Raw genomic sequence first — 21360 nt, 5'->3', positions numbered from 1 at the left:
GCAGGACATGAATTGGTCATTGAGCAGTACCCTTGCTAGCTGATACATTCGAAATCAAGAAAATCGTTTCATTCTGAAGTCGGATAAGCCGGCAGGAACAAGAATGCGATTTCAACAATCAAGGGGGGAATCCGTTGCTTCAACAAGACGAAGACAAAATGGCCTTACAGTTAGCAGACAGCTCGGTCGCCAAAACAATAGGCAAGCGATCTTGGCTCAAGGAATGGGGTGTTGCACTTCGACGGGATAAATATCTGTATTTATTGGCAGCCCCAGGTTTATTGTACTTTTTAATATTCAAGTACGTTCCTTTATGGGGATTGCTGATTGCCTTCAAGAATTATTCCGTCTTTCTAGGTTTCCAAGCGAGCGAATGGGTAGGGCTGCAATATTTCGCAGATTTTTTCTCGAATCCCGATTTCGGACTGCTCTTTCGGAATACGATGGCGATCAGCTTCCTGAACATTCTGTTTTTCTTTCCGCTGCCCATTATATTGGCCCTACTGCTGAATGAAGCGCGTAACATGGCATTCAAACGGTTTGTCCAGACCGTCGTGTACCTGCCCCATTTTTTGTCATGGGTTATCATTGTCGGTATTTGCTTCCTGATCTTCAGCCAGGGAACGGGCATTGTGAACAATTTAATCAGCGATGCGGGCGGTAAGCCCATTCCGTTCCTCACGGAACCGAATTATTTCTGGGCGATGCTCACGGCGCAGTCGATCTGGAAAGAAGCCGGCTGGGGAACGATCATATTTTTGGCGGCGCTGGCCGGCATAAATCCGGATCTGTACGAAGCCGCAAGGGTCGATGGAGCGAGCCGCTGGAAGCAGACGATTCACGTGACGCTGCCAGGGATACGGAGTACGATCATCATTCTTCTGATTCTTCGGCTTGGTCAGGTCATGGATGTCGGATTTGAACAAATTTACTTGATGATGAGCGCACCGGTTAGCCATGTGGCCGATGTATTCGATACGTATGTATATCGTCTCGGCATCCAAAATGGACGCTTCGGTTATGCAACTGCCGTCGGCATTTTTAAATCCGTTGTGGGTCTCGTGCTGGTGGTACTGGCGAACCGGCTCGCCAAAAAATTCGGCGAGGAGGGGCTCTACTAATGAAAACGGGTTATGGTTACAGGGTTTTTCAGGTCATCAATTACTTCTTCCTAGCCCTATGTGGTTTGGTTACTCTAGTTCCTTTTCTGTACGTTATTCTGGTTTCGTTCACCGATGCAACAGAGTACATGACATCACCCATTGTCATCATCCCGAAGCATTGGAGCCTGGCCTCGTATGAATATATTTTTTCGACGAGCACATTCATGCGATCCATGGGCGTGAGCGCCTTTCTGGCCATCGTCGGAACCGCATGCAGCCTCATTGTCACAAGTGCATTGGCGTACGCGATATCACGTAAACGGCTGAAAGGCAGAAAGTTTTTTCAGGTGTCTATATTGATTACCATGTTGTTTAGTGCCGGAATGATACCAAACTTTCTCTTGATCGACAGTCTCGGATTGATGAACTCGATCTGGTCGTTGATCATTCCGTCTCTGACAAGTGCATGGTATGTGCTTCTAATGAAGAACTTTTTCTCGGAAATTCCGGATGAGTTGGAGGAAGCCGCCCGGATTGATGGATGTACGGATATCGGTGTTTTTATTAAGGTGATTCTTCCGGTCTCAACCTCTGCGCTGGCCGCATTCGGGCTGTTCTATGCGGTGGGTTACTGGAATACCTACTTCAACGCTATTTTGTACATCAACAATGATGCACTCCGGCCTATGCAGGTCGTTCTGCAGCTGATGCTGATTACCTCATCCACTCAGATGGCTGATCCCTCTGTGGCTGCGATGTTGGAGAGCGAGGCGAATATACCGCCGCAAGTCATTAAAATGGCTGCCGTTGTTGTGTCATCACTTCCGATCGTCATGGTATATCCGTTCCTGCAAAAGTATTTTATCAAGGGAATGATGGTCGGATCCGTGAAGGGATAATGGCGGCCCAGGCCGAATTGGAATGGGGGTGGTTACGGGGAAACATCTCAACATGACGGGAACCGAGTGAAAAAAACCACGTTTTGAGGGAGGGTAATAAGCTATGAAAATGAATTCTAAAAAAATGTTGACTGCGATCTTCGCGCTTGTGCTTACCTTCTCTATGGCCGGCTGCGGCAGCAAGTCGAGCGGTACGGCATCTTCTGGAGTATCGGAAGACAAGCCTACCGATATTTCGGTCACGACAATAACGTTTGGAGGCACGCCAAGCAATGATCTCGAAGGGTTGCAAGAGATTGGTAAGAAGCTGAACGTGAAACTGCATATCAATTATATCCCTGCGAACAATATCGGTGAAAAGCTTAACGCGCTGCTTGCCTCTAAGGATCTGACCGATGTGATGTTCGTTGAATATCTGGAATCTGCTCCGGCTTACCTAAGCGCCGTCCAACAAGGTGCCTTTTGGGACTTGACTCCTTACATCAAGGACTATCCCAATCTATCCCAATATCCGGAGTCTGTCTGGAATAATCTGAAAGTGGACGGCAAAATCATGTCGTTGCCACGGATACGGCCATTAGACGGACATATGGCTATGAGCATCCGGCAGGATTGGTTGGACAAACTTGGCTTGAAAGCGCCGACGACGATGGATGAACTGTACAATGTTATGGAAGCGTTCACGAAGAATGATCCGGACGGCGACGGTAAAGCCAATACATACGGGCTCGCTTTTGTCGGTGCTCCGACTGGATTAATGCCTATGTTCGGTGCCGGAAACGGTTGGACTCAAGATTCAAGCGGCAAACTGATACCGGATTGGTGGACGCCTCAGTTCAAAGAAGGCATGGCTTTCTTGAACAAAGCTTACAAGGCAGGTCTTATTTTGCCGGACTTCCCGGTCATGAAGAGTACGCAGCTGAAAGAAATGCTTTTGCAAAGCAAAGCGGGTATCGCCGTCAATAACATTATTGATTCCTACAACTATTCTCAAGACCTGCAGAAGGTTAAACCTGAAGCGAAGTTGACGGCGTATGAATTGCCTAAAGCGTCAGACGGTGCTTCTCATTATACTCAAGCTACGGGTTACTATGGACAGCTCCTGATCAATAAAAAAGTGAGCGAGGATAAGCTTAAGAAGATTTTGGAAGTATACGATTACACAGCAACTCAGGAAGGATACAATCTGGTTGCCTACGGAATCAAGGATAAGGATTATACTGTATCTGCAGATGGATTCATCACGCAAAAAGAGGAGAGCAAGAAGCTGTACGACAACTCCTCTTCTTGGCTCTCCGGCTACTTTAATAAGTATGCAAGAGCGGAAGAGCCTGGTATTCCGGCCGATATTCGTGATTACAATCATAAATTGGTAGACTCGATCTCCCAAGTATCCGTAGCGGATCCTACGATCGGCTTCAGCCCTTCCGAAGTTTATCTGGAAAACGGGGCAGACTGGACGAAAAAGAAGCAGGATATGATGGTTAACGTAATTCTCGGTAAAAACACGCTCGATGAATGGGATACATTCGTCCGATCCTATCAAGAGGATTCCAAATTCAAAAAGTATGTGGATGAGATTAACGAACAATACAAATAAAAATAATTGAAACGGATCCTTCTTCAGAAGGATCCGTCTCATCGTTTCGTTCATTGTTCATATGTAAAAATCTAATAGAGCGATAGGATGAATCCAATTAGAATCCCAAGGTGGAGTCTCTGTATTGTTTGGGTGTCACTGTCATGTGTTTTTTGAAGACGCGGATAAAGTTTTTAGGCTGGTATCCGACTTTTCCGGCAATCTCGTTAATGGTTAGCTCGGTCTCCTCCAGATATCGCTTGGAATGTTCAATTCGGAGCCGTGTTAAATATTCAATAAATGTTAAATCCATCGACCTCTTAAAGAGTTTGCTTAAATAATGGGAGCTAAGACCGCAAAGCTGCGCGCATTGGTCAAGCGATAGATCAAGGTGATAGTTCTCCTCGATAAAATGGACCACCGTCTGAATCATGGCTTCGTGTTCCTCCATCTGCTTGCCCTTTACGTTCATGACAATGGGTTCGACGAGCCTGTCCCGGAACCAGTCATTCAATTCGTGAATGGTGGTGAAGTTCCGAATATGAATATAAGGATCTTCCTCATTCGGGGTGAATAGTGCTTCCGAAGGAATACCGAGCAAGAAAGCCGTTCTTAAGGTTGCAGTGAGCAGATGGTAATAGTTCATATCGACGAGTTCGGACTTATGAATGACGCCTCGGGTAGCGCGTGCGAATTCATTCAGCATCCTCACGGCTTCTTCCAGATCACCAAGCCGAAGGCTGTTTTCGTAATGGGCTTCAATCTCGATCGGATAACGGTAATGAATGTCCGGTTCGGCAGTCGGAGGGGTATAGTAAATAATCCGATCATTCCCATTGATGAAACGGGATCGAAGAGCGAGCATGGCTTCTTGATACAAACGCGGCAGCATTTCCCTCTGCTTATCGAATCCGCTGCTGATGCCGATGGTGACGGGGAGCCTTAAATATTCGGACAACCTGAGCCGCAAATGCTCGGCAGAGGATTTTACCCGCTGCAGCCAATCATCCATTTCTTCCGTTTCTCCTTCTTTCCATAACCAAACGGCGATCTGGTCGTCCGGCAAATGGATGGGAATTCCGTGAAGATCATTCTGTAAGAAGTATTGTATGATGTTCTTTACCGCGAAAAGGATTAAATCCTTTTCATTTGAGAAAAACCTTCCCTCCCGGCCTGAAGGCTGATCATAGGCAATGATCATTACGGCGTGCTCCGATACGGAAGGAAGATGATACCGGATGAATTGCCGATTCAACTGTTCAGGCGTGTAATGAAGAAAATGACCCTGAAGCGCTTGAAGCGCAACCATTTCTCGGATGAGCGGCTTTTGCTCATTGACTTGAGTCTGCAAATGGGAAGCGGTTTGGCTAAGCTCCGTCCAACGTTTCATGACAATTCCCATCTCATCGAGTTCTGAGCGGTCGGATTGATTTCCTTTGACGAGATCTACGAGTTTTTCTATGGGGCGGTATGCCCGCTTGGTTCCCCAGAAAGCCAATGCCAAACCAATCAGAAGGAAAGCGGCTACAATAATTAGCGTCATGATCGCAATGCCTTTCGATTGTTTATTCAGTTCCTTGATCGGAATCATGTCGATATAAGTCCATTGATTAAAATTGGATGTGATGGGGGTCACTAAATAATTCGTTAATTCCCAAGATACATTAAAGCTATCCGATCCGGCTTTCGAATGAATACGCTTGAACAGATCATGAGGAGGAGGTTCAACGCCGCTCAGGGTTCCATATTGAGCGACGACTTGGCCGTCCGCGTCCAAGATCATCATGTTCTCTCCGTCATAGCCGAGGAAGCTTCCCATCAGGTTTTGAAACAGATGACTGTTAAGGCTGATGAAGAGCAGGCCCGTTGGACGAGCCGCTTGAATGGGAACTTTCAGAATTAGCGTCACCTGGTGTTCTCCCGACTGCGCCATAAAAGGGTAATGCTGAGTGGTCCATATAAAGTTCGGATTAGCAGCAAGCTCTTTATCTATGATTTTGCGATCCTCCGGTTCGATCCGCCGGCCACCCGAAACCGGCGATAACAGATAGTCATCGCTCCCCGTATAGAGCAGAACATCATAAATTTCGGTGTTCGCGGCTTGGAACAAGGAGAGATCTCGGGCAATCGTGGAATAAAAGCCGGCATAGTCTTTTTGGCGTTGTTCCTGCAAATTGGTTGAATAGAAAGAACCAAACAGCAGTTGAAGTGCATTTCGTTGCACGCGTTCCAGGGACGAGTCAATTGTATGAGAAGCCGTGGACAAGTTTCGAATGTTCGACTTATTCGCCTGTTCTTGGATGGCAGATGAAGAGAACAGATAACTTCCTAAGCCGACTGCAATAATCGGGATGACGGAGGCGAATAATGATATTTTCATCATCCGGATCAGCATCTTTTTTTCCTTTAGAAAAGGGAAGCTAAAACTCGGTTTCATCGGTAATCGATCCTTTGTGTATGTATTGGTTTCGCTTACATTTCTTTGTATTATCCGTATATTTGATGCTTTTGTAAGATGATAGTTAATTATAAAGCAGTTGATAGGAGAGAGATACATGAATATGTTAAGTCGATGTAAAAGAATATTTATCATCGGATGGGATGGCGCTGGAAATTACCCCCTTATCCGTCCATATTTAAAGTCGTGCGCGAATCGATGCCCGATGCCAAACTGGCAGCATTCAGCTCATGGAATCCGATTAACAGCGGAATTATTGAATCCGATATCGATATGCATAAGGAAACCGCAAATATGCCGGAGACCGCAAGCGATGGGGCAGATCAGGAGGATTTGCATGGTGATGGAAGAGAACCGTACGCCAGGGGCTGATTAAACTGGATACGGTTCTTTTTGCTCAATGGCTGCATAATAAGTTATTCGGTGGGAGAGCCTACGATTCATTCTGGAATTGGATAATATTACGGTTGACGCCGCTTACATTAAGGATGTATTATAAACTTAAATTAAGAGTTATATTAGTTTTTGTAATTAAATTTAATGTATTTTCTTTTTTTTATCTCTTTTAAGTTTATAATATAAACTTAAATATTCTTTTAATATTGTAAGAAGAAAGTAAGGTGACCAACCCTTATGAATGTCAATTTACCAAGCACAATACGGAAAATGAACAAAGAAATTGTGCTGAACATCATCAAAGACCTTGGACCTTTATCGCGGTCTGAAATCGCGAAGCATTCCGGCATTACCAAGGCAACGATATCGGAAATCGTCAAAGAATTGATCGATGAGAATCTCATCTACGACGAAAAGGATGATGCCGATGCAAGCAAACGCGGAACCAATTTGCATTTTTCAAAAAATGCGACTTATGGCATTGCCATCGATTTAGGCGGAACGTCGATTCATCTTGGCATGTTTAACTTAGCGGGCGAATGTTTCTTCGAACAGACGGTTCCGACTTATGATCTGGAGACAAGCCATGAATTCCTGGATCAAATGGCGGCCGATTTGAAACATTTCATCCAACAATCCGGACATCCGATCGAACGGCTTTCGTTTATTAGCATCGCGACTCCCGGCATCGTGGATCAGGCTGCGGGCGTAGTCCTGGAAGGCTCCCCTAACTTGCCCGAATGGAAGGACATTCATTTGGGACAATATTTTAGAGACGTTTTTCAAGTATCGGTCACTATCGAGAATGACGTGCGTGCCGCGCTGGTCGGCGAAATGTATTCCGGTGCTTTCAAAGATCTGAATTCAGCCGTGTTGATCGGAATCGGTACCGGACTCGGATCGGCCATGTTCATTGACGGCAAGGTCATTCGCGGATCGCATAATGCCGCAGGCGAAATCGGCTATATGGTAGTCCATCGCGATCAGATGTATGCGCCTTCAGCAAAAGGGCATTTGGAAATGTCATGCTCCGGCTCGGGGATCGAAGACGCTGCCTTTTCGCTGTATAAGAGAAGGATGTCTGCAAAAGAGGTCTTCCAGCAAGCCAAGCAAGGCGATCTTCAGGCAAAATATCTTGTCGACAAATTCGAAGATCATCTCTCGATGGGGATTCTTAATATGATAGCCCTCATTAACCCGGAAAAAATTTTACTTATGGGTGGCGTCACCAAGTCCATATCACTTGATCAAATCATACGGAAAGTAAAACTACACACGACAGAGGTCACGGATGTATCGATTGAAATTTCCAAACTTCAGCATCACTCGGCCTTACAAGGCATTGCGATTTTAGGACTTAATCAAGCATATCCAACCCTGCAATTCTTGAAAGACAAGCAATTATACTAACCAAACCAGTAAATCATGAAACAACAACTAGAGGAGCGTGGAGCTTATGTCAGGCATTCAACTTCACCCACATGACATTATTGATGAAGGCATGCCACAGATTATTTCTTACATTAAGAAACTGAAAGACGTTCAATACATCTTCCCTGAGGTAAATACCATCTTCGAGCGCAATCCGGTTCCCGTTGGGAACTTACCGCGCAACCCCGTCCATGAAGTCGTTTACGGAACAGGCACCATGCATGCCATTTTGCCTTCTTACGTGGAATCAGGCCTGGATCAACGCCGGGAACCTACGCTCTCTCTGGAGCAGGATCCTCTTATGATTATTAAGGACGCGATGCAAGGGGAAGACTTCGAAGTCATTCCATGGCTGAATATTCTGAACGGCCATTTTGAAGGAAGCAAGCTGCGAAACAATCTGGTCACGGATTATACGGGACAAGTCGTTCCTCATTGGCTCTGTCCGAATGCGCCAGATGTGATCGATTTCTGGGAAAAAGCCTTCGTGGATCTCAATAAACGTTATGGATTCACTTCCTATATGATTGACCGTATTCGCTTTCCGGATTGGGCCGGAGAGGAGATCAATCCGAAGCAACTACTGACCTGCTTCTGTCCGCATTGCCAAGCCAAGATGCAGGAGCGGCACCTAGACGTCCATGCGATCATCGAAGCGATCAACACATGGAGTATGATGTTCAAGGCGAAACAATTCGATGAGGCCGTCGCGTATGCGAACGTCAATGAGCTTATTCAAGCCTGGCTCCAGTTCCGCCAAGACAGCGTCTCTGAATTCGTGGAGCGCCTTATCGCCCGGGTACGTAAGATCAATGAAGACTTTACGATCTGGCTGGACCTGTGGCCGCCAGCCTACGGCTGGTTGCTTGGACAAGATTATGCAAGCCTGACGAAACTTTCTCCCGCGGTGAAGCACTTCCCTTACCACAAGCTTGGAGGAGGCGCTGACGTGCAAGGCTTGATCCATAAACTCGCGGATACGCCTAAGGAGCAGGAAGCAGCTTTCCATGCATTTAAGAAATTTTTCGATCTTCCATATGACCTATCCTATGAGACATTCAAAGCCGAAGGATTCCCGATTGAGTTCGTTGCGGACCAGAACAATATCGTTCGAGCAAAATCCGCGCCGGATACACGCATATTCAGCGGTATCCAAATGTGGAACCTCACGCCGGAAAATTTACTTGAAGCGATTCATGCCGGCGAACGAAGCGCAGCCGATGACTTGCTATATTACTGCTATGGCTGGGCAACCGACGATCTGTTCGAAGCGATTCAAAATCTCCGTGAAAAAGGAGCTCACTGATCATGCAAAAACTACAGCGACCGATTATCTTCTTCTTGATTTTTGCCACGATGTTCGTGCTCGGCGGGATCCAGAATACAAAAGGGATCATTTTGGAGAAGGTCCAGAATGATATCCAGCTTGATATAAGCCAGGTCGGTCTCATGGTATCCATCTTCCAGATCGGATTCCTTCTGGCTAGCTTGGTGGCGGGTATTCTCGCTGACCGTAAAGGTATTAAAATCGTCATGATGTCCGGGACCATACTTATGATGATCGGCTTATTCGGTACCAGTGCCGCATTTTCCGTGACATTTTTCCTGGGATTCTATCTTATCGTCGGCCTTGGAATCGGTACCATGACCGTATCCGTCGCCACGTTGATCCCAACCTTCTTCAAGGAACGCGCAGGTGTAATCTTTAACTTGTCGAATGCACTGTTCGGGGTCGGCATGATCGTGACCCCGCTGATTATCAATATGATTTTTGCGCACAACATCAGCTGGAGAGCATTCTATATCGGCGTCGCCGTCATTATTGCCATCATCTTATTTGCATTAATCTCTTTCAAACAGTCCAAGGATTCTTCGACAAAAGGAGAAAACGAAGTTACGGTCAAATCCGTACTACAGCTCTTCCAGAATCGCCAGATTATACTGGTCATACTATTCATCTTGTTCTATGTCGCCGCGGAAGCCGGGTTCTTGAATTTCTTCCCGATTCTGTACACGTCGCTTGATATTGCAGGAATGGATGCGGCACACAAGGCCGCGACAGCAAGTTATATCATTGCCAGCTTTGCTTTCTTATTCACGATTGGACGGTTTGCCGGAGGCTTCATCATTTACAAGCTTGGTGATCGCCGAACATTAGTAATATTCTCGCTCTTCGCACTCATTTCCCTGATCGCTGGACGCATCTTCATGAAAGACTTCAGCTATCTCATCATGGTGTTCGGATTGGCGATGTCCGTCTTGTTTCCAACTGCCCAAGGTATTGCTTCCAAGTTGACGGAAAAAGCGGGCTCCTTACAAGGCTTGATTTACGTTGCTTCGGGTCTTGGCGGTGCCGTTGTCGGTATCGTGATCGGTCAGGTCTCCAATTCCTTTGGAATTCAGGTCGGATTCAACATACTGATCCTTTTCACGGCAATCATCAGCATTTTAGCCTTCATGATCAAGAAACCGAAAATCGAGGAATAATCATTCTAATTCAACATGACATTGGCGCTCCCAATGTCATAAACAAGAAAAAAGCATCGAATCCTTGGATTCGATGCTTTTTTTTTATAATTGGGTATACGTTGCATCATCGACAGGTTCTAACCATTCCGTTGCTCCCGGCGTCATGGCTAAATGCACGAACCAACTGTCTTTTGTGGCACCGTGCCAATGCTTTACATGCGGCGGTATATTGACCACATCTCCGGCTTTGAGCAATTGGGCCGGTTTTCCTTCTTCCTGATACCAACCTTCACCACCTGTTACTAACAAAACCTGTCCGATTTGATGAGAGTGCCAGTTATTGCGAGCTCCCGGAGCGAAGGTTACATTTCCAATCGCTGCATTAAGCGGCGCGGCATCGGTAAATACCATTTGTAAATAGGCATCTCCGATAAAGTTGGCCTCGACCTTTTTCCCCAATGGAAAGATAGTGCTGTTGCTTAATTCTTCATGTGCCATATCGTTATTCCTGCTTTCTATTCGTTTTTATAGATTTCTTTTGCGATGTTAAATGCTGACCACGCTTTGGGCCATCCTGCATAGAACGAAAGATGAGTAATGATTTCCGCGATTTCATCCTTGGTTATTCCGTTGGCTTTTGCTTTCTGAAGATGCGGAGTGAGCTGCTCGAAGCTTCCGCCTGCGATTAATGCCGATACGGTTATCATGCTGCGATCGCGAGGAGATAGTTCTTTTTCTCTGGACCATACTTCACCGAACAAAACATCATCGTTCAGTTCTGCGAATTTTGGAGCGAATGCTCCGAGTAAATCCCGTCCTGCGGTTTGTTTTTCTGCCATATTGGTCATACCTCCATCCGGTGGTTTATTTGTTCGCGATTCAGTATAGACCTTAAAGTCGACTTTAATGCAAGAGGTAAAATACCAAGAAATGAAGCTGCATCCGAGTATCTTTCCTTGACTTAAAGTTAACTTTAAGTGCTAGAGTCTATACATGAAGGCTAGCGAGGTGAGGAAAATGAATATTACGCACGCGGCAAACCAATTGGGTCTAACCGCTGCCACGCTCCGATATTACGAAAGCGTGGGTTTAATTCCGCCGGTTAAGCGAAATGCAAGTGGTATCCGTAATTACTATGAGGAAGACCTGAAATGGATTGAGTTCATAAAATGCATGCGCAACGCCGGTTTGTCGATTGAGTCGTTGATTGAATATACATCATTGTTTATCGAAGGGGAACGTACCCTAGAGGCACGTAAAAAAATCCTGGCTGACGAAAGAGATCGGCTGATCGAGAGAAGGAAAGAGATCGAAGAGACCATACAAAGATTAGATGGGAAAATCGGGGACTACGATGGAAAATTGCTTGAACGAGAAGCTGAACTCAATAGTAGTCCAATAAGCACTGGTCATATCGAATGAAGCTTCAGTAAAAAGAGGAAAACGATGCGAATATCAAGTCATTTTGTTCAAATACATGTTATAGCATTTGACTTCAAGTGAACTTTAAGTTGTACAGTGTTGCTATATCAATCATCAAGGAGGAAATCAAAATGGCAAATATCGAAGGAAAAGTAGTTATTATAATGGGTGCATCCAGCGGAATTGGTGAGGCAACGACCCGGAAGCTGGCTTATGAAGGAGCCAAAATCGTGATAGCCGCCCGTCGTGAAGATCGCCTGCAAGATCTGGTGGAATCATTGCCGAATGCCAATATTTCGTATGCGGTCGCAGATGTAACCAATACAGAAGAAGTTCAGGCAGTGATTGACTTGGCGGTTCAAAAATATGGCCGCGTAGACGTTCTCTACAATAATGCAGGCGTTATGCCAACAGCTTCACTTTCTGAAACACGGTTTGAAGAGTGGCGTCAAATGCTGGACATCAATATCATGGGGGTATTGAATGGAATCGCAGCGGTTCTGCCGATCATGAAAAGACAGCAATCCGGTCATATTATAGCAACGGACTCCATTGCAGGACATGTGGTGTATCCGGGTTCTGCCGTATATTGCGGGACAAAATTTGCCGTCCGTGCCATCATGGAAGGACTGCGTCAAGAAGAACGCGAAAGTAATATCCGAAGCACGATTATCTCTCCCGGGGCGGTAGATACGGAATTATATCTCACCTCTAAAGACCCTGAAACGCAAGAATGGTTAAAAAGCAATCAAAGCACGGAAGGCTTCGGGTTGAAATCCAGCGATATTGCTGATGCCGTAGCGTATGCCATCAGCACGCCTGAAACGGTTGCGGTAAGCGAAATCATGATTCGTCCAACGAAGCAAGTCGTCTAATCCGAAATCCAAGCACTTCTTGGACTTAAAATGCAAAGGGCCAAATAGATTTCTTCATCCATGCCATGTGATAAGGAACTCTATTTGGCTTTTTCATAACTGAGATCATTCGCTTCAGTCCTCGTTTACGTGTATCCTATGGATAAATGCAAATACTTACATTGAGGTGAGGATAACATGGCTTATACGATTGGTGAATTTGCGGACATCGTTGGTGTAAAACAGAGTACGCTCCGGTACTATGAATCGGAAGGGCTGCTTACGCCTCATCGAAATGAGCATAATTCACGTGAGTATAACGAACAGGATATAGGCTGGTTTCAATTCTTGCTCCATTTGAAAAATACAGGCATGTCACTGACGGAGCTAAAGCAATATACCGACTGGCGGGCCATGGGTGATACGACGATCCCTGATAGGCTTGAATTGCTAGATCAACGCAAGCATTTCGTTGAAATGGAGATTCAAGCTTTACAGCAAAACTTGGATATTTTGAATCGCAAGATTTTATTCTACCACGATCAATTAACGGGGAATAAATACGATTTCATCCTTTATCCTGACAAAGAAGAAAATAAAGACGAATCCAAAAAAGTGATGCCCAAAACCAAATGACATTCATGCTTGAAGACGACACCCTATTCTGAGGAAAGGAAGATAAGAGATGAACGTACTGATCATTGGAGCAAATGGCCAAATTGGCCAACACGTTGTGAGGAAGCTGCAAGAATCAAAGGGGCATACCGCGGTCGCGATGGTTCGAAAGGAAGAGCAGAAGGCTGAATTCGAAAAACAGGGAGTCCAAGCTGTACTTGCTGATCTGGAAGGAAGCATCGATGACATCGCTAATGCGGCAAAGGAAGCGGATGCGATTGTATTTACGGCTGGTTCAGGTGGTCATACGGGTGCCGATAAAACGATGATGATAGATTTGGACGGAGCCATCAAATCCATCGAAGCAGCCAAACAAGCCGGGGTGAAACGTTTCATTATCATCAGCGCAATTGGTGTTCATCACCGGGACCAATGGATGGAGAGTGCGCCTTACTATAGCGCCGCCAAGTATTACGCGGATGTTTGGTTAGAGAAGAGCGGTCTTGATTATACGATTATCCGTCCAGGGCGACTGAGCAACGACGCTGGAACCGGTAAGATTAAAGCCGCTGTTGATCTCGAACGTGGAGAAATACCGCGTGAAGATGTGGCATCCACCGTCGTCGCTTCATTGGAGAATAACCATTCGATTGGTAAAGCTTTTGATCTGATTGGTGGGGAAACGCCCATTCATGAGGCACTCAACACGTTATAAGAAGAAAATACTGAACGACGCTGGATACCTTTTTTTATTATTTGAAAATGAATCGAAAGCGGGGAATCGAAATGGATTACGTAAAACTCGGAAATACAGGTTTGGATGTATCTCGCCTATGTCTGGGCTGCATGGGTTTTGGTGTGGCAGACCGGTGGATTCACCCTTGGGTTCTCGATGAGGAGCGCAGTCGTCCCATTATAAAAAATGCGCTGGAATTAGGCATCAATTTTTTTGATACGGCCAATGTGTATTCTGACGGAACCAGCGAAGAAATTGTGGGAAAAGCACTTAAGGATTACGCCAACCGGGATGAAATTGTCCTTGCGACTAAGGTTCATTTTCGCATGCATCAAGGTCCTAATGGTGCTGGTCTCTCCCGGAAAGCCATTATGAGTGAAATCGATAAAAGCCTGAAGAGACTCGGAACCGATTATGTGGATCTGTATCAGATTCACCGGTGGGATTACAATACGCCCATCGAAGAGACGATGGAAGCCTTGCATGACGTGGTGAAGGCAGGGAAGGCGAGATACATAGGCGCTTCCGCCATGTACGCATGGCAATTCCTGAAGGCGCTCCATGTAGCTGAGAGAAATGGATGGACTCGTTTTGTATCCATGCAAAATCATTTAAACCTCATCTATCGCGAAGAGGAAAGGGAAATGCTGCCTCTGTGCAAAGAAGAAAAGATCGGCGTGATACCCTATAGCCCGCTAGCATCCGGAAGATTGACGCGGGATTGGGTAGAAACGACGCATCGTTCCGAAACCGATCATGTTCAGAAATCCAAATATGATGCGACTGCGAATGCAGACCGGTTGATCGTGGAGCAGGTTGCGGCCATCGCAGAGAAGCGGGGCGTTCCCCGCGTCCAAATTGCGCTAGCCTGGCTGCTTCAGAAAGAACCGGTAACGGCCCCTATTATCGGCGCGACTAAAATATCCCATCTGGAAGATGCGGCAGCTGCACTTTCGATTCAATTGACGCCGGAAGAAGTTGAATCTTTGGAAGCGTCGTATATTCCCCATCGGATCGTCGGGGCCGAGTAAGCAGGAGTGAAATAGGCTCAAAAAGGTAGAGCTGGCATCATTCGATTTATCACTTCGAACAGCAAAATATCACCAGAAGGGCCCTTTCGTGGGGGCTCTTTTTTTGATCCGTAAATCTTCATTTTTCCCGTCATTACAGGCTTCAACAGCCACGTGAACAGAAAAGCCGATCGAGAAAAATCTGCCGATGGACACGTTGTGAACGGTTCCTCTAGAATGAAATTGTGTCCAGGCCGTTCACAAAGTAAAACGCTTACATTATATTTATTAATGACATGAATGATTATGCGGTACCATCAGTAACGTTCATCAAGGGGGCTTACAATGTCACTCAAATGGTTTCGATCGAATTGGGAGCTCTATGCTCTGATTTTGCCCGTCATCGTTTATTTTATCGTTTTTCATTATATCCCGATGTATGGCGTACAAATTGCTTTCAAAGATTTTGTCGCGACCAAAGGGATTCTTGGATCGCCCTGGGTAGGGCTCAAGCATTTTGAGCGTTTTTATCACAGTTATTATTTTTGGCGCCTCATTAAGAATACGCTGGGCATTGGTTTGTTTCAGCTGATCGTCGGATTTCCGGTACCTATTATACTGGCGCTGATGATTAACGAGGTGCGTATCAAGAAGTTCAAAAAGGTCGTCCAGACCGTTACCTATGCTCCACACTTTCTTTCTACGGTTGTCCTTGTAGGTATTCTTGTTATTTTCCTGACGCCCGAAACGGGGATGATTAACCAGATCGTCAAAGCATTTGGGGGTCAGTCGATATCGTTCATGACAGAACCGTCATGGTTCAAATCACTTTATGTTTTTTCAGGTGTGTGGCAGCAGATGGGCTGGAGCTCCATTATCTATTTAGCTGCACTCTCCGGCGTCGATCCGCAGCTGCATGAGGCTGCACGAGTGGATGGCGCGACCCGGTTGCAGCGGATTTGGCATATAAATCTCCCCTGTATATTGCCGACCATCATTATTCTGCTCATTCTCAATACGGGCTCGATTCTGAGTGTAGGATTTGAGAAGGTGTTTCTGATGCAGAACGATATGAACCTGGAAAGCTCGGATGTATTCGCTACCTATGTATACCGCAGCGGGCTTCTGGGTGCCCAGTACAGCTTCTCGGCCGCTGTTGGATTGTTCTCTAACATTGTCAATTTTATCATTATCGTAGCCGTGAATCTCGTTGCAAAACGGGTCGGCTCCACCAGTCTTTGGTAGAAAGGAGGACTCATTCCTATGGGTGAAACACGCGGTGATAAAATCTTCGGGATTGTGAATAATACTCTTCTTTTGGTTATATTGGCGATTGTCTTGTATCCGCTCATTTTCGTAATATCCGCTTCGGTCTCCAACCAATTGGTCGTCTCTAGTGGAGAAATGTGGTTGTTCCCCAAACAATTGACCTTTGTGGGTTACCAGAAGGTATTTCAGAACCACGATATTCTGGTGGGTTACGGCAACACGATTCTGTATGCGGTGGTTGGAACATCCATCAATCTCGTGATGACCATACTGGCAGCCTATCCGCTGTCACGCAGCAAGTTCGCAGGCAAAAACGTCATCATGTTCATTATGGTCTTCACGATGTTCTTTTCCGGCGGCATGATTCCCACCTACCTTATTATCAAGAAGATGGGGATGCTGAATACGATGTGGTCGCTCGTCATTCCGAATGCGGTAGCCGTATACAATATCATCATTATGAGGACGTTCTTCAAGGAAAGCGTGCCGATCGAGGTTCAGGAAGCGGCGATGATCGACGGATGTTCCCATACGGGAATTTTACTTAGGGTGATGATGCCCTTATCGATGCCGATCCTTGCCGTCATGACGCTGTTCTATTGCGTGGATCATTGGAATTCATATTTTTCTGCCCTGATCTACTTAACCGACCGGGCTAAATTTCCACTTCAACTTTTCTTGCGGGAGATTCTGATTCAGAATCAGATGGATAAAATGGCCGGTGGCGCAACGTCGCTCTCTGAACAGATCATGTACGGGCAAGCCGTCAAATATGCAGTAGTTGTTGTAGCAAACTTACCGGTCTTCCTGTTATATCCGTTCCTTCAGCGCTATTTTGTGCAGGGGATGACCATCGGAGCGATCAAAGGTTGAGAATATATGATTTGAAGGAGGAGACTTAATGATAAAGCGTCGCAAAAAATCTATAATAATGCTCAGTTCTCTTGTACTGGCTGCTAGCTCACTATTTGCTGCATGCGGCAGCAATGGTACTTCAGCTCCGCAAGGCGACAATCAAGCTTCCGTCTCAAACGAGGTCAGCACTGAAGGGATGCCAATCGTGCAGAGCCCGATCAACCTGGAGTTTTTCGCTCCTAAACGATTTGCGGCTTCCGATTGGAACAATATCCTGATCTGGCAGGAATATGAGAAGCTGACGAATGTCCATGTGAAATGGAATACGATTGATAGAGACAATCTGGTAGAGAAGAGGAACATTCTTCTCGCGGGCGGCGATTATCCGGATGCATTATACGGAAATGGACTTTCGGCTTCCGATCTGATGATGTACGGTGAACAGGGCGTTTTCCTCAATCTCAACGATTATATCGACAAATATGCTCCAAACTTCAAGAAGCTGCTTGAGGAATACCCCGAGGTCAAAAAAGCGATTACGATGCCAGACGGTAATATCTACTCATTCCCGACGGTCACCGACCCCAATTTCACATCGATGCTGACAGGCGCGTTTATGTGGTATAACCCGGACTGGTTTACGAAAACGGGACTTTCCGAACCGAAAACGACGGATGAATTCTATGATTTCTTGAAAGCCATTAAAGCGAAAGATCCGAAAACGATCCCGCTTGGTGGAGGTCCGGGCTGGGCGTATCTGGGCAATTTCCTTCAGGGTGCTTGGGGACTTGGTAACCACGGGGTCACGCACCCGTATGTGGATACCAATCCAACAACGAATGAACTCCGGTTCATCCCAACCGATCCAAACTATAAAGAGCTGCTTCAGTACACGAACAAGCTGTACAGCGAAGGCTTAATTGACAGAGACTTCTTCACCGCGAACGCAGATCAAATTATTGCTAAAGGCTCCCAGGGTGTGTATGCTGTTATTGCCGACTATAACCCGGAGTCAGTCTATTCCAATCTAAAAGGATATATTGGAGCATCTGCATTAAAAGGGCCGCATGGGGATCAAATGTATTCCTATATCGGATCTTCCGTGGGCAACCCGGGGCAATTTGTCATTACGAACAAAAACAAGAACCCTGAAGCTACGGTACGTTGGGTTGATTATCTTTACAGCGATGAAGGCAGCAAACTATTTTTCATGGGTGTGAAAGACAAAACGTTCGTTGAAAAATCGGACGGAGTGGTTGATTATTCCGATGAGATTAAGCATAACCAGAATGGCTTGACTCAAGACCAAGCGGTATCGCAGTATTTGGTCTGGCCAGGCGTCGGATATCCGGGAATTTTGAAACAGAAATACTTTAAAGGATCCGAAGGGATGCCGGCTTCGGTTGATGCCGCGAAGAAAGTGGAACCTTATCTAATCAAAGAAATTTGGCCTCCGTTTACATACACCAAGGATGAAACGGAACGAATGACGGTTCTGAGAGCAGATATCGAAACTTATGTTAAAGAAATGACCACGAAGTTCATTACGGGAGGCGCTTCTTTTAGCGACTGGGATTCCTATGTGAGCACCCTCAATAAAATGGGCCTGGACGAGTATATGAAGATATACAAAGCCGGCTATGATCGTTATACGAAATAAACTTACACCCATATCAATTCGTAACAACCTGCCAAAGCAGAAACGCTAAAAATGCGTTTTCTCTTTGGCTTTGGCAGTCTTTCGGGGATAGGCGGTTACTTTCTATTGCAAAGGAGGGAAGATGATGCGTGCAAAATGGCTGGGCGGGGCCATGCGGTACCGGTTCTACAAATATTTTCTATCCTATGTTGCAGTGATCGTCGTCCTTCTACTTATTGTTGGCGGTATTGTATACAAAGGCTTTTTCACCACATTAAGTGAAGAAGTTCAGGATCACACTATTGCAAACCTGACGGGAATTAAAGATGCGATGGATACCAAAATCAGCGAAATGAACCGCATGGCGCTGCAAATTTCATCGGATCCCGTACTGACGCCGTTTATGGTCGAAGAGAACGGATATGCGCTGAATCGAACCGTGAAAGAACTGAAAACATTTAAGTCCACGAATATGTTCATTCGTGACTTGTTGATCTATTATCCCTCCCAGCATCCGGACCGTCTGTATGGATCTAGCGGTACCTATAATGCAGACGATTTTTTTGAATACGTTTACAAATTTACGGATTGGGGCAAATCGAACCTGGACGGCATTGTCACCGAAATGAAAGCTCCCATGATGAAACCTATCGAAACGGTTATGGTTAACAAGGTCAATCCAATGCAGCTCTCCGTTTATATCCATCCCCTGTCCATGAATAGAGAGAACCGTTACGGGACGCTACTGTTTCTGATTGAGGAGTCGAGCGTACGTTCAATCGTACAGGCTGCGCTTCAGCATTATGACGGATTTATGTATATCCTGGATGAGCGGAACAATCAGGTATTTCGACTTGCTAATGGCGAACGAGATGAAGCAGAGGCGGCAATTAACCAGCGGATCATGAGCGGACAGTCTGCCAAAACGGTGGATACACTCTCGGTACATGGACGCAATTATTCCATCATAAGGCTGCAATCCAATTATAACCATTGGTCATACATCACGGTCATGCCTACAGATCAATTTATGGGAAAAGTGGAGCGCAGCCGCATGCTCTTTTTGTATACGATATCGGCTGTTTTTGTGATCGGACTTCTCATGGCCTTTGCATTATCTCTGAACAATTACCGGCCGTTGCAACGATTGATAACGAAATTAAAAATCCAATATCCGATTCATGATTCTCCCAGGCAAACGGATGAATACGACCTGATATACCATGCCGTCGGGGAAATCAGCCGTGAAAAAGAAGGTTTGCTGCACAGGCTGAATTCGCAGGGAGCCGCTTTGAAGGAACAGCATTTGCTCTCGCTGCTTTACGGACGCATGAAGCCCGAAGATGTGGAAGACACCTTTGCCCACTCCAATGTTATTCTCGATAAACCGTTTTTCACGGTGCTGATGTTCCTCATCGACGATTGCAGTAAGTTCAAGCGATCCCAGACGGAATCCATGCAGCTGATCGTGAAGTACAGCCTGCTGAAAATGATTGAAGACCTGTCCTTCGAATCCGGCGCGGGCTACGGCATAGAGCTGCCTGATAACCGCGGCTTTGTCCTGCTGCTCAACTTGAATGAGGGCTTCGATGATATGCGGCATCCGGCCGAACTGGCCGCCAAGGCCAAGGACCTGTTCCGGCAGTACGCAAGTCTATCCGTAACAGCTGGCATTGGCGGCATATATGACGATATCGGCAAAACCTATCAATCATTCCTTGAAGCAGGTCAGGCTGCGAGATATCGCTTTATTCAAGGAGGCGATCGGATTATTCTCTATGAAGACATCAGGCATCATGATCAAAAAAGCGTCTTTTGGCATCCCCTTGAACAGGAGTCGGAGATTGTGCGTGCGATCAAGGGTGGCCGCAGTAACGAAGCAGAGGCCGTTATCTGCGATATTATCGGCAATATCGTTCGCCGGGAAATCCCATTACGTGCCGCAGAATTGATATGCTTTGATATTGTTAATACCATCATTAAAACGTTCATTGAGCTGGAGATCCATTCGTCCGAACAGGGAGACGGGCGTCTTGAAGATCTGCTTGCCGCCGAATTTGAAACAATGGAAGAGCTGGAAAACATGCTGATCGGCCTTTGCAGACACCTTTGTTCCTATATCGGCAAAGCTACCGAAGGCAAGCAAACCGGTCTGACCGAGAAAATACTCGCCTATATTACAGATCATTATTGCGACCATTCTCTATCCCTGGACAGCATATCAGGACAGTTCGGACTATCTCCATCGTATGTAACCCGTTTATTCAAAGAGACGGAAGGGCAGTCACTGATGCGGTACATCGATGCCATGCGCATGAATAGGGCTAAGGAGCTGCTCAGATGCTCCGATGCGCCGCTCAAAGATATAATCGCTGAAGTCGGTTATATGGATGCCACGAATTTTATCCGCAAATTCAAGAAAAACGAGGGACTGACCCCCATCCAGTACAGGACCGTCGTTCGAGCGGATCATAACCTGGAAAAGATGAGTCTATAGTCAAAAAAAACCAGTACGGAAAGGTATCAAACAAAATTTGTGATACAAGATTCGATCAATCCATTTTGTGGTAATGAATTGGCGTATTTAATCTTTTAAGGCTATTTCAGGTGCAGTTTTCGGCAATG

General features: G+C 46.0%; 19 protein-coding genes. 16 read left to right on the top strand and 3 right to left on the bottom strand.

All coding sequences use genetic code 11. The features are described from left to right. The first annotated feature begins 158 nt into the window (after positions 1–158). The 3 genes from GRF59_RS03915 (at position 159) to GRF59_RS03905 (ending at position 3602) form a co-directional block, all read left to right on the top strand. Positions 159–1121 (top strand): ABC transporter permease, encoded by a 963-nt coding sequence (locus tag GRF59_RS03915; RefSeq protein WP_160498108.1) that lies wholly within the window; start codon positions 159–161, stop codon positions 1119–1121. Then, positions 1121–2002 (top strand): carbohydrate ABC transporter permease, encoded by an 882-nt coding sequence (locus tag GRF59_RS03910; protein WP_160496335.1) that lies wholly within the window; start codon positions 1121–1123, stop codon positions 2000–2002. The genes GRF59_RS03915 and GRF59_RS03910 overlap by 1 nt, the downstream gene beginning before the upstream one ends. A 103-nt stretch (positions 2003–2105) precedes the next feature. Further along, positions 2106–3602 (top strand): type 2 periplasmic-binding domain-containing protein, encoded by a 1497-nt coding sequence (locus GRF59_RS03905; protein WP_237391623.1) that lies wholly within the window; start codon positions 2106–2108, stop codon positions 3600–3602. 97 nt (positions 3603–3699) lie between these two features. Here the strand turns inward: GRF59_RS03905 and GRF59_RS03900 are convergent, their stop codons facing one another. After that, positions 3700–5961, bottom strand: a complete 2262-nt coding sequence (locus GRF59_RS03900; RefSeq protein WP_237391622.1) for a helix-turn-helix domain-containing protein — start codon at positions 5959–5961, stop codon at positions 3700–3702. A gap of 216 nt (positions 5962–6177) precedes the next feature. Here GRF59_RS03900 and GRF59_RS29335 point away from each other — a divergent pair, with 216 nt between their 5' ends. The 4 genes from GRF59_RS29335 to GRF59_RS03880 all read left to right on the top strand — a co-directional run bounded on the left by GRF59_RS29335 (position 6178) and on the right by GRF59_RS03880 (position 10353). Continuing rightward, positions 6178–6411, top strand: a complete 234-nt coding sequence (locus GRF59_RS29335) for a hypothetical protein (protein WP_237391621.1) — start codon at positions 6178–6180, stop codon at positions 6409–6411. A gap of 294 nt (positions 6412–6705) precedes the next feature. Further along, positions 6706–7845, top strand: coding sequence for an ROK family transcriptional regulator (locus tag GRF59_RS03890; protein WP_237391620.1), 1140 nt, complete (start codon positions 6706–6708; stop codon positions 7843–7845). 46 nt (positions 7846–7891) lie between these two features. Further along, the gene (locus tag GRF59_RS03885) at positions 7892–9172 is read left to right on the top strand and encodes a hypothetical protein (protein WP_160496332.1); all 1281 of its coding nucleotides are present in this window, start codon (positions 7892–7894) and stop codon (positions 9170–9172) included. 2 nt (positions 9173–9174) lie between these two features. Continuing rightward, positions 9175–10353, top strand: coding sequence for an MFS transporter (locus tag GRF59_RS03880; protein WP_160496331.1), 1179 nt, complete (start codon positions 9175–9177; stop codon positions 10351–10353). Between the two features lie 84 nt (positions 10354–10437). On the opposite strand, the gene GRF59_RS03875 is transcribed toward GRF59_RS03880, so the two are convergent. Further along, the gene (locus GRF59_RS03875; protein WP_160496330.1) at positions 10438–10833 is read right to left on the bottom strand and encodes a cupin domain-containing protein; all 396 of its coding nucleotides are present in this window, start codon (positions 10831–10833) and stop codon (positions 10438–10440) included. 17 nt (positions 10834–10850) lie between these two features. Further along, a complete protein-coding gene (locus GRF59_RS03870; protein ID WP_160496329.1) occupies positions 10851–11174 on the bottom strand; it encodes a carboxymuconolactone decarboxylase family protein in 324 nt (107 codons plus the stop codon). Between the two features lie 178 nt (positions 11175–11352). On the opposite strand from GRF59_RS03870, the gene GRF59_RS03865 reads away from it, so the two are divergent. The 9 genes from GRF59_RS03865 to GRF59_RS03825 all read left to right on the top strand — a co-directional run bounded on the left by GRF59_RS03865 (position 11353) and on the right by GRF59_RS03825 (position 21232). Beyond that, positions 11353–11757 carry a MerR family transcriptional regulator gene (locus tag GRF59_RS03865; protein ID WP_160496328.1) on the top strand — a complete coding sequence of 135 codons (405 nt, stop codon included), beginning with the start codon at positions 11353–11355 and terminating at the stop codon, positions 11755–11757. A 131-nt stretch (positions 11758–11888) separates the two neighbouring features. Then, the gene (locus tag GRF59_RS03860; RefSeq protein ID WP_160496327.1) at positions 11889–12632 is read left to right on the top strand and encodes an SDR family oxidoreductase; all 744 of its coding nucleotides are present in this window, start codon (positions 11889–11891) and stop codon (positions 12630–12632) included. A gap of 177 nt (positions 12633–12809) precedes the next feature. Then, a complete protein-coding gene (locus tag GRF59_RS03855; RefSeq protein ID WP_160496326.1) occupies positions 12810–13247 on the top strand; it encodes a MerR family transcriptional regulator in 438 nt (145 codons plus the stop codon). A gap of 49 nt (positions 13248–13296) precedes the next feature. Beyond that, on the top strand, positions 13297–13941 hold the full coding sequence (locus GRF59_RS03850) for an SDR family oxidoreductase (RefSeq protein ID WP_160496325.1): 645 nt from the start codon (positions 13297–13299) through the stop codon (positions 13939–13941). Between the two features lie 71 nt (positions 13942–14012). Beyond that, the gene (locus GRF59_RS03845) at positions 14013–14993 is read left to right on the top strand and encodes an aldo/keto reductase (RefSeq protein WP_160496324.1); all 981 of its coding nucleotides are present in this window, start codon (positions 14013–14015) and stop codon (positions 14991–14993) included. Positions 14994–15317: 324 nt separating this feature from the next. Then, on the top strand, positions 15318–16217 hold the full coding sequence (locus GRF59_RS03840) for an ABC transporter permease (RefSeq protein ID WP_160496323.1): 900 nt from the start codon (positions 15318–15320) through the stop codon (positions 16215–16217). Between the two features lie 18 nt (positions 16218–16235). Then, positions 16236–17114, top strand: coding sequence for a carbohydrate ABC transporter permease (locus GRF59_RS03835; protein WP_160496322.1), 879 nt, complete (start codon positions 16236–16238; stop codon positions 17112–17114). A 28-nt stretch (positions 17115–17142) separates the two neighbouring features. Continuing rightward, on the top strand, positions 17143–18756 hold the full coding sequence (locus GRF59_RS03830) for an extracellular solute-binding protein (RefSeq protein ID WP_202128484.1): 1614 nt from the start codon (positions 17143–17145) through the stop codon (positions 18754–18756). 124 nt (positions 18757–18880) lie between these two features. Then, positions 18881–21232: a helix-turn-helix domain-containing protein gene (locus GRF59_RS03825; RefSeq protein WP_160496321.1), complete on the top strand. Its 2352-nt coding sequence runs from the start codon at positions 18881–18883 to the stop codon at positions 21230–21232. Positions 21233–21360 lie beyond the last annotated feature (128 nt).

The organism is Paenibacillus dendrobii, from assembly GCF_009807035.1.
GTDB classification, from domain to species: domain Bacteria; phylum Bacillota; class Bacilli; order Paenibacillales; family Paenibacillaceae; genus Paenibacillus_AQ; species Paenibacillus_AQ dendrobii.
Note: the sequence above shows the minus strand (reverse complement) of the source record. Positions and strands in the feature narration are given on the sequence as shown.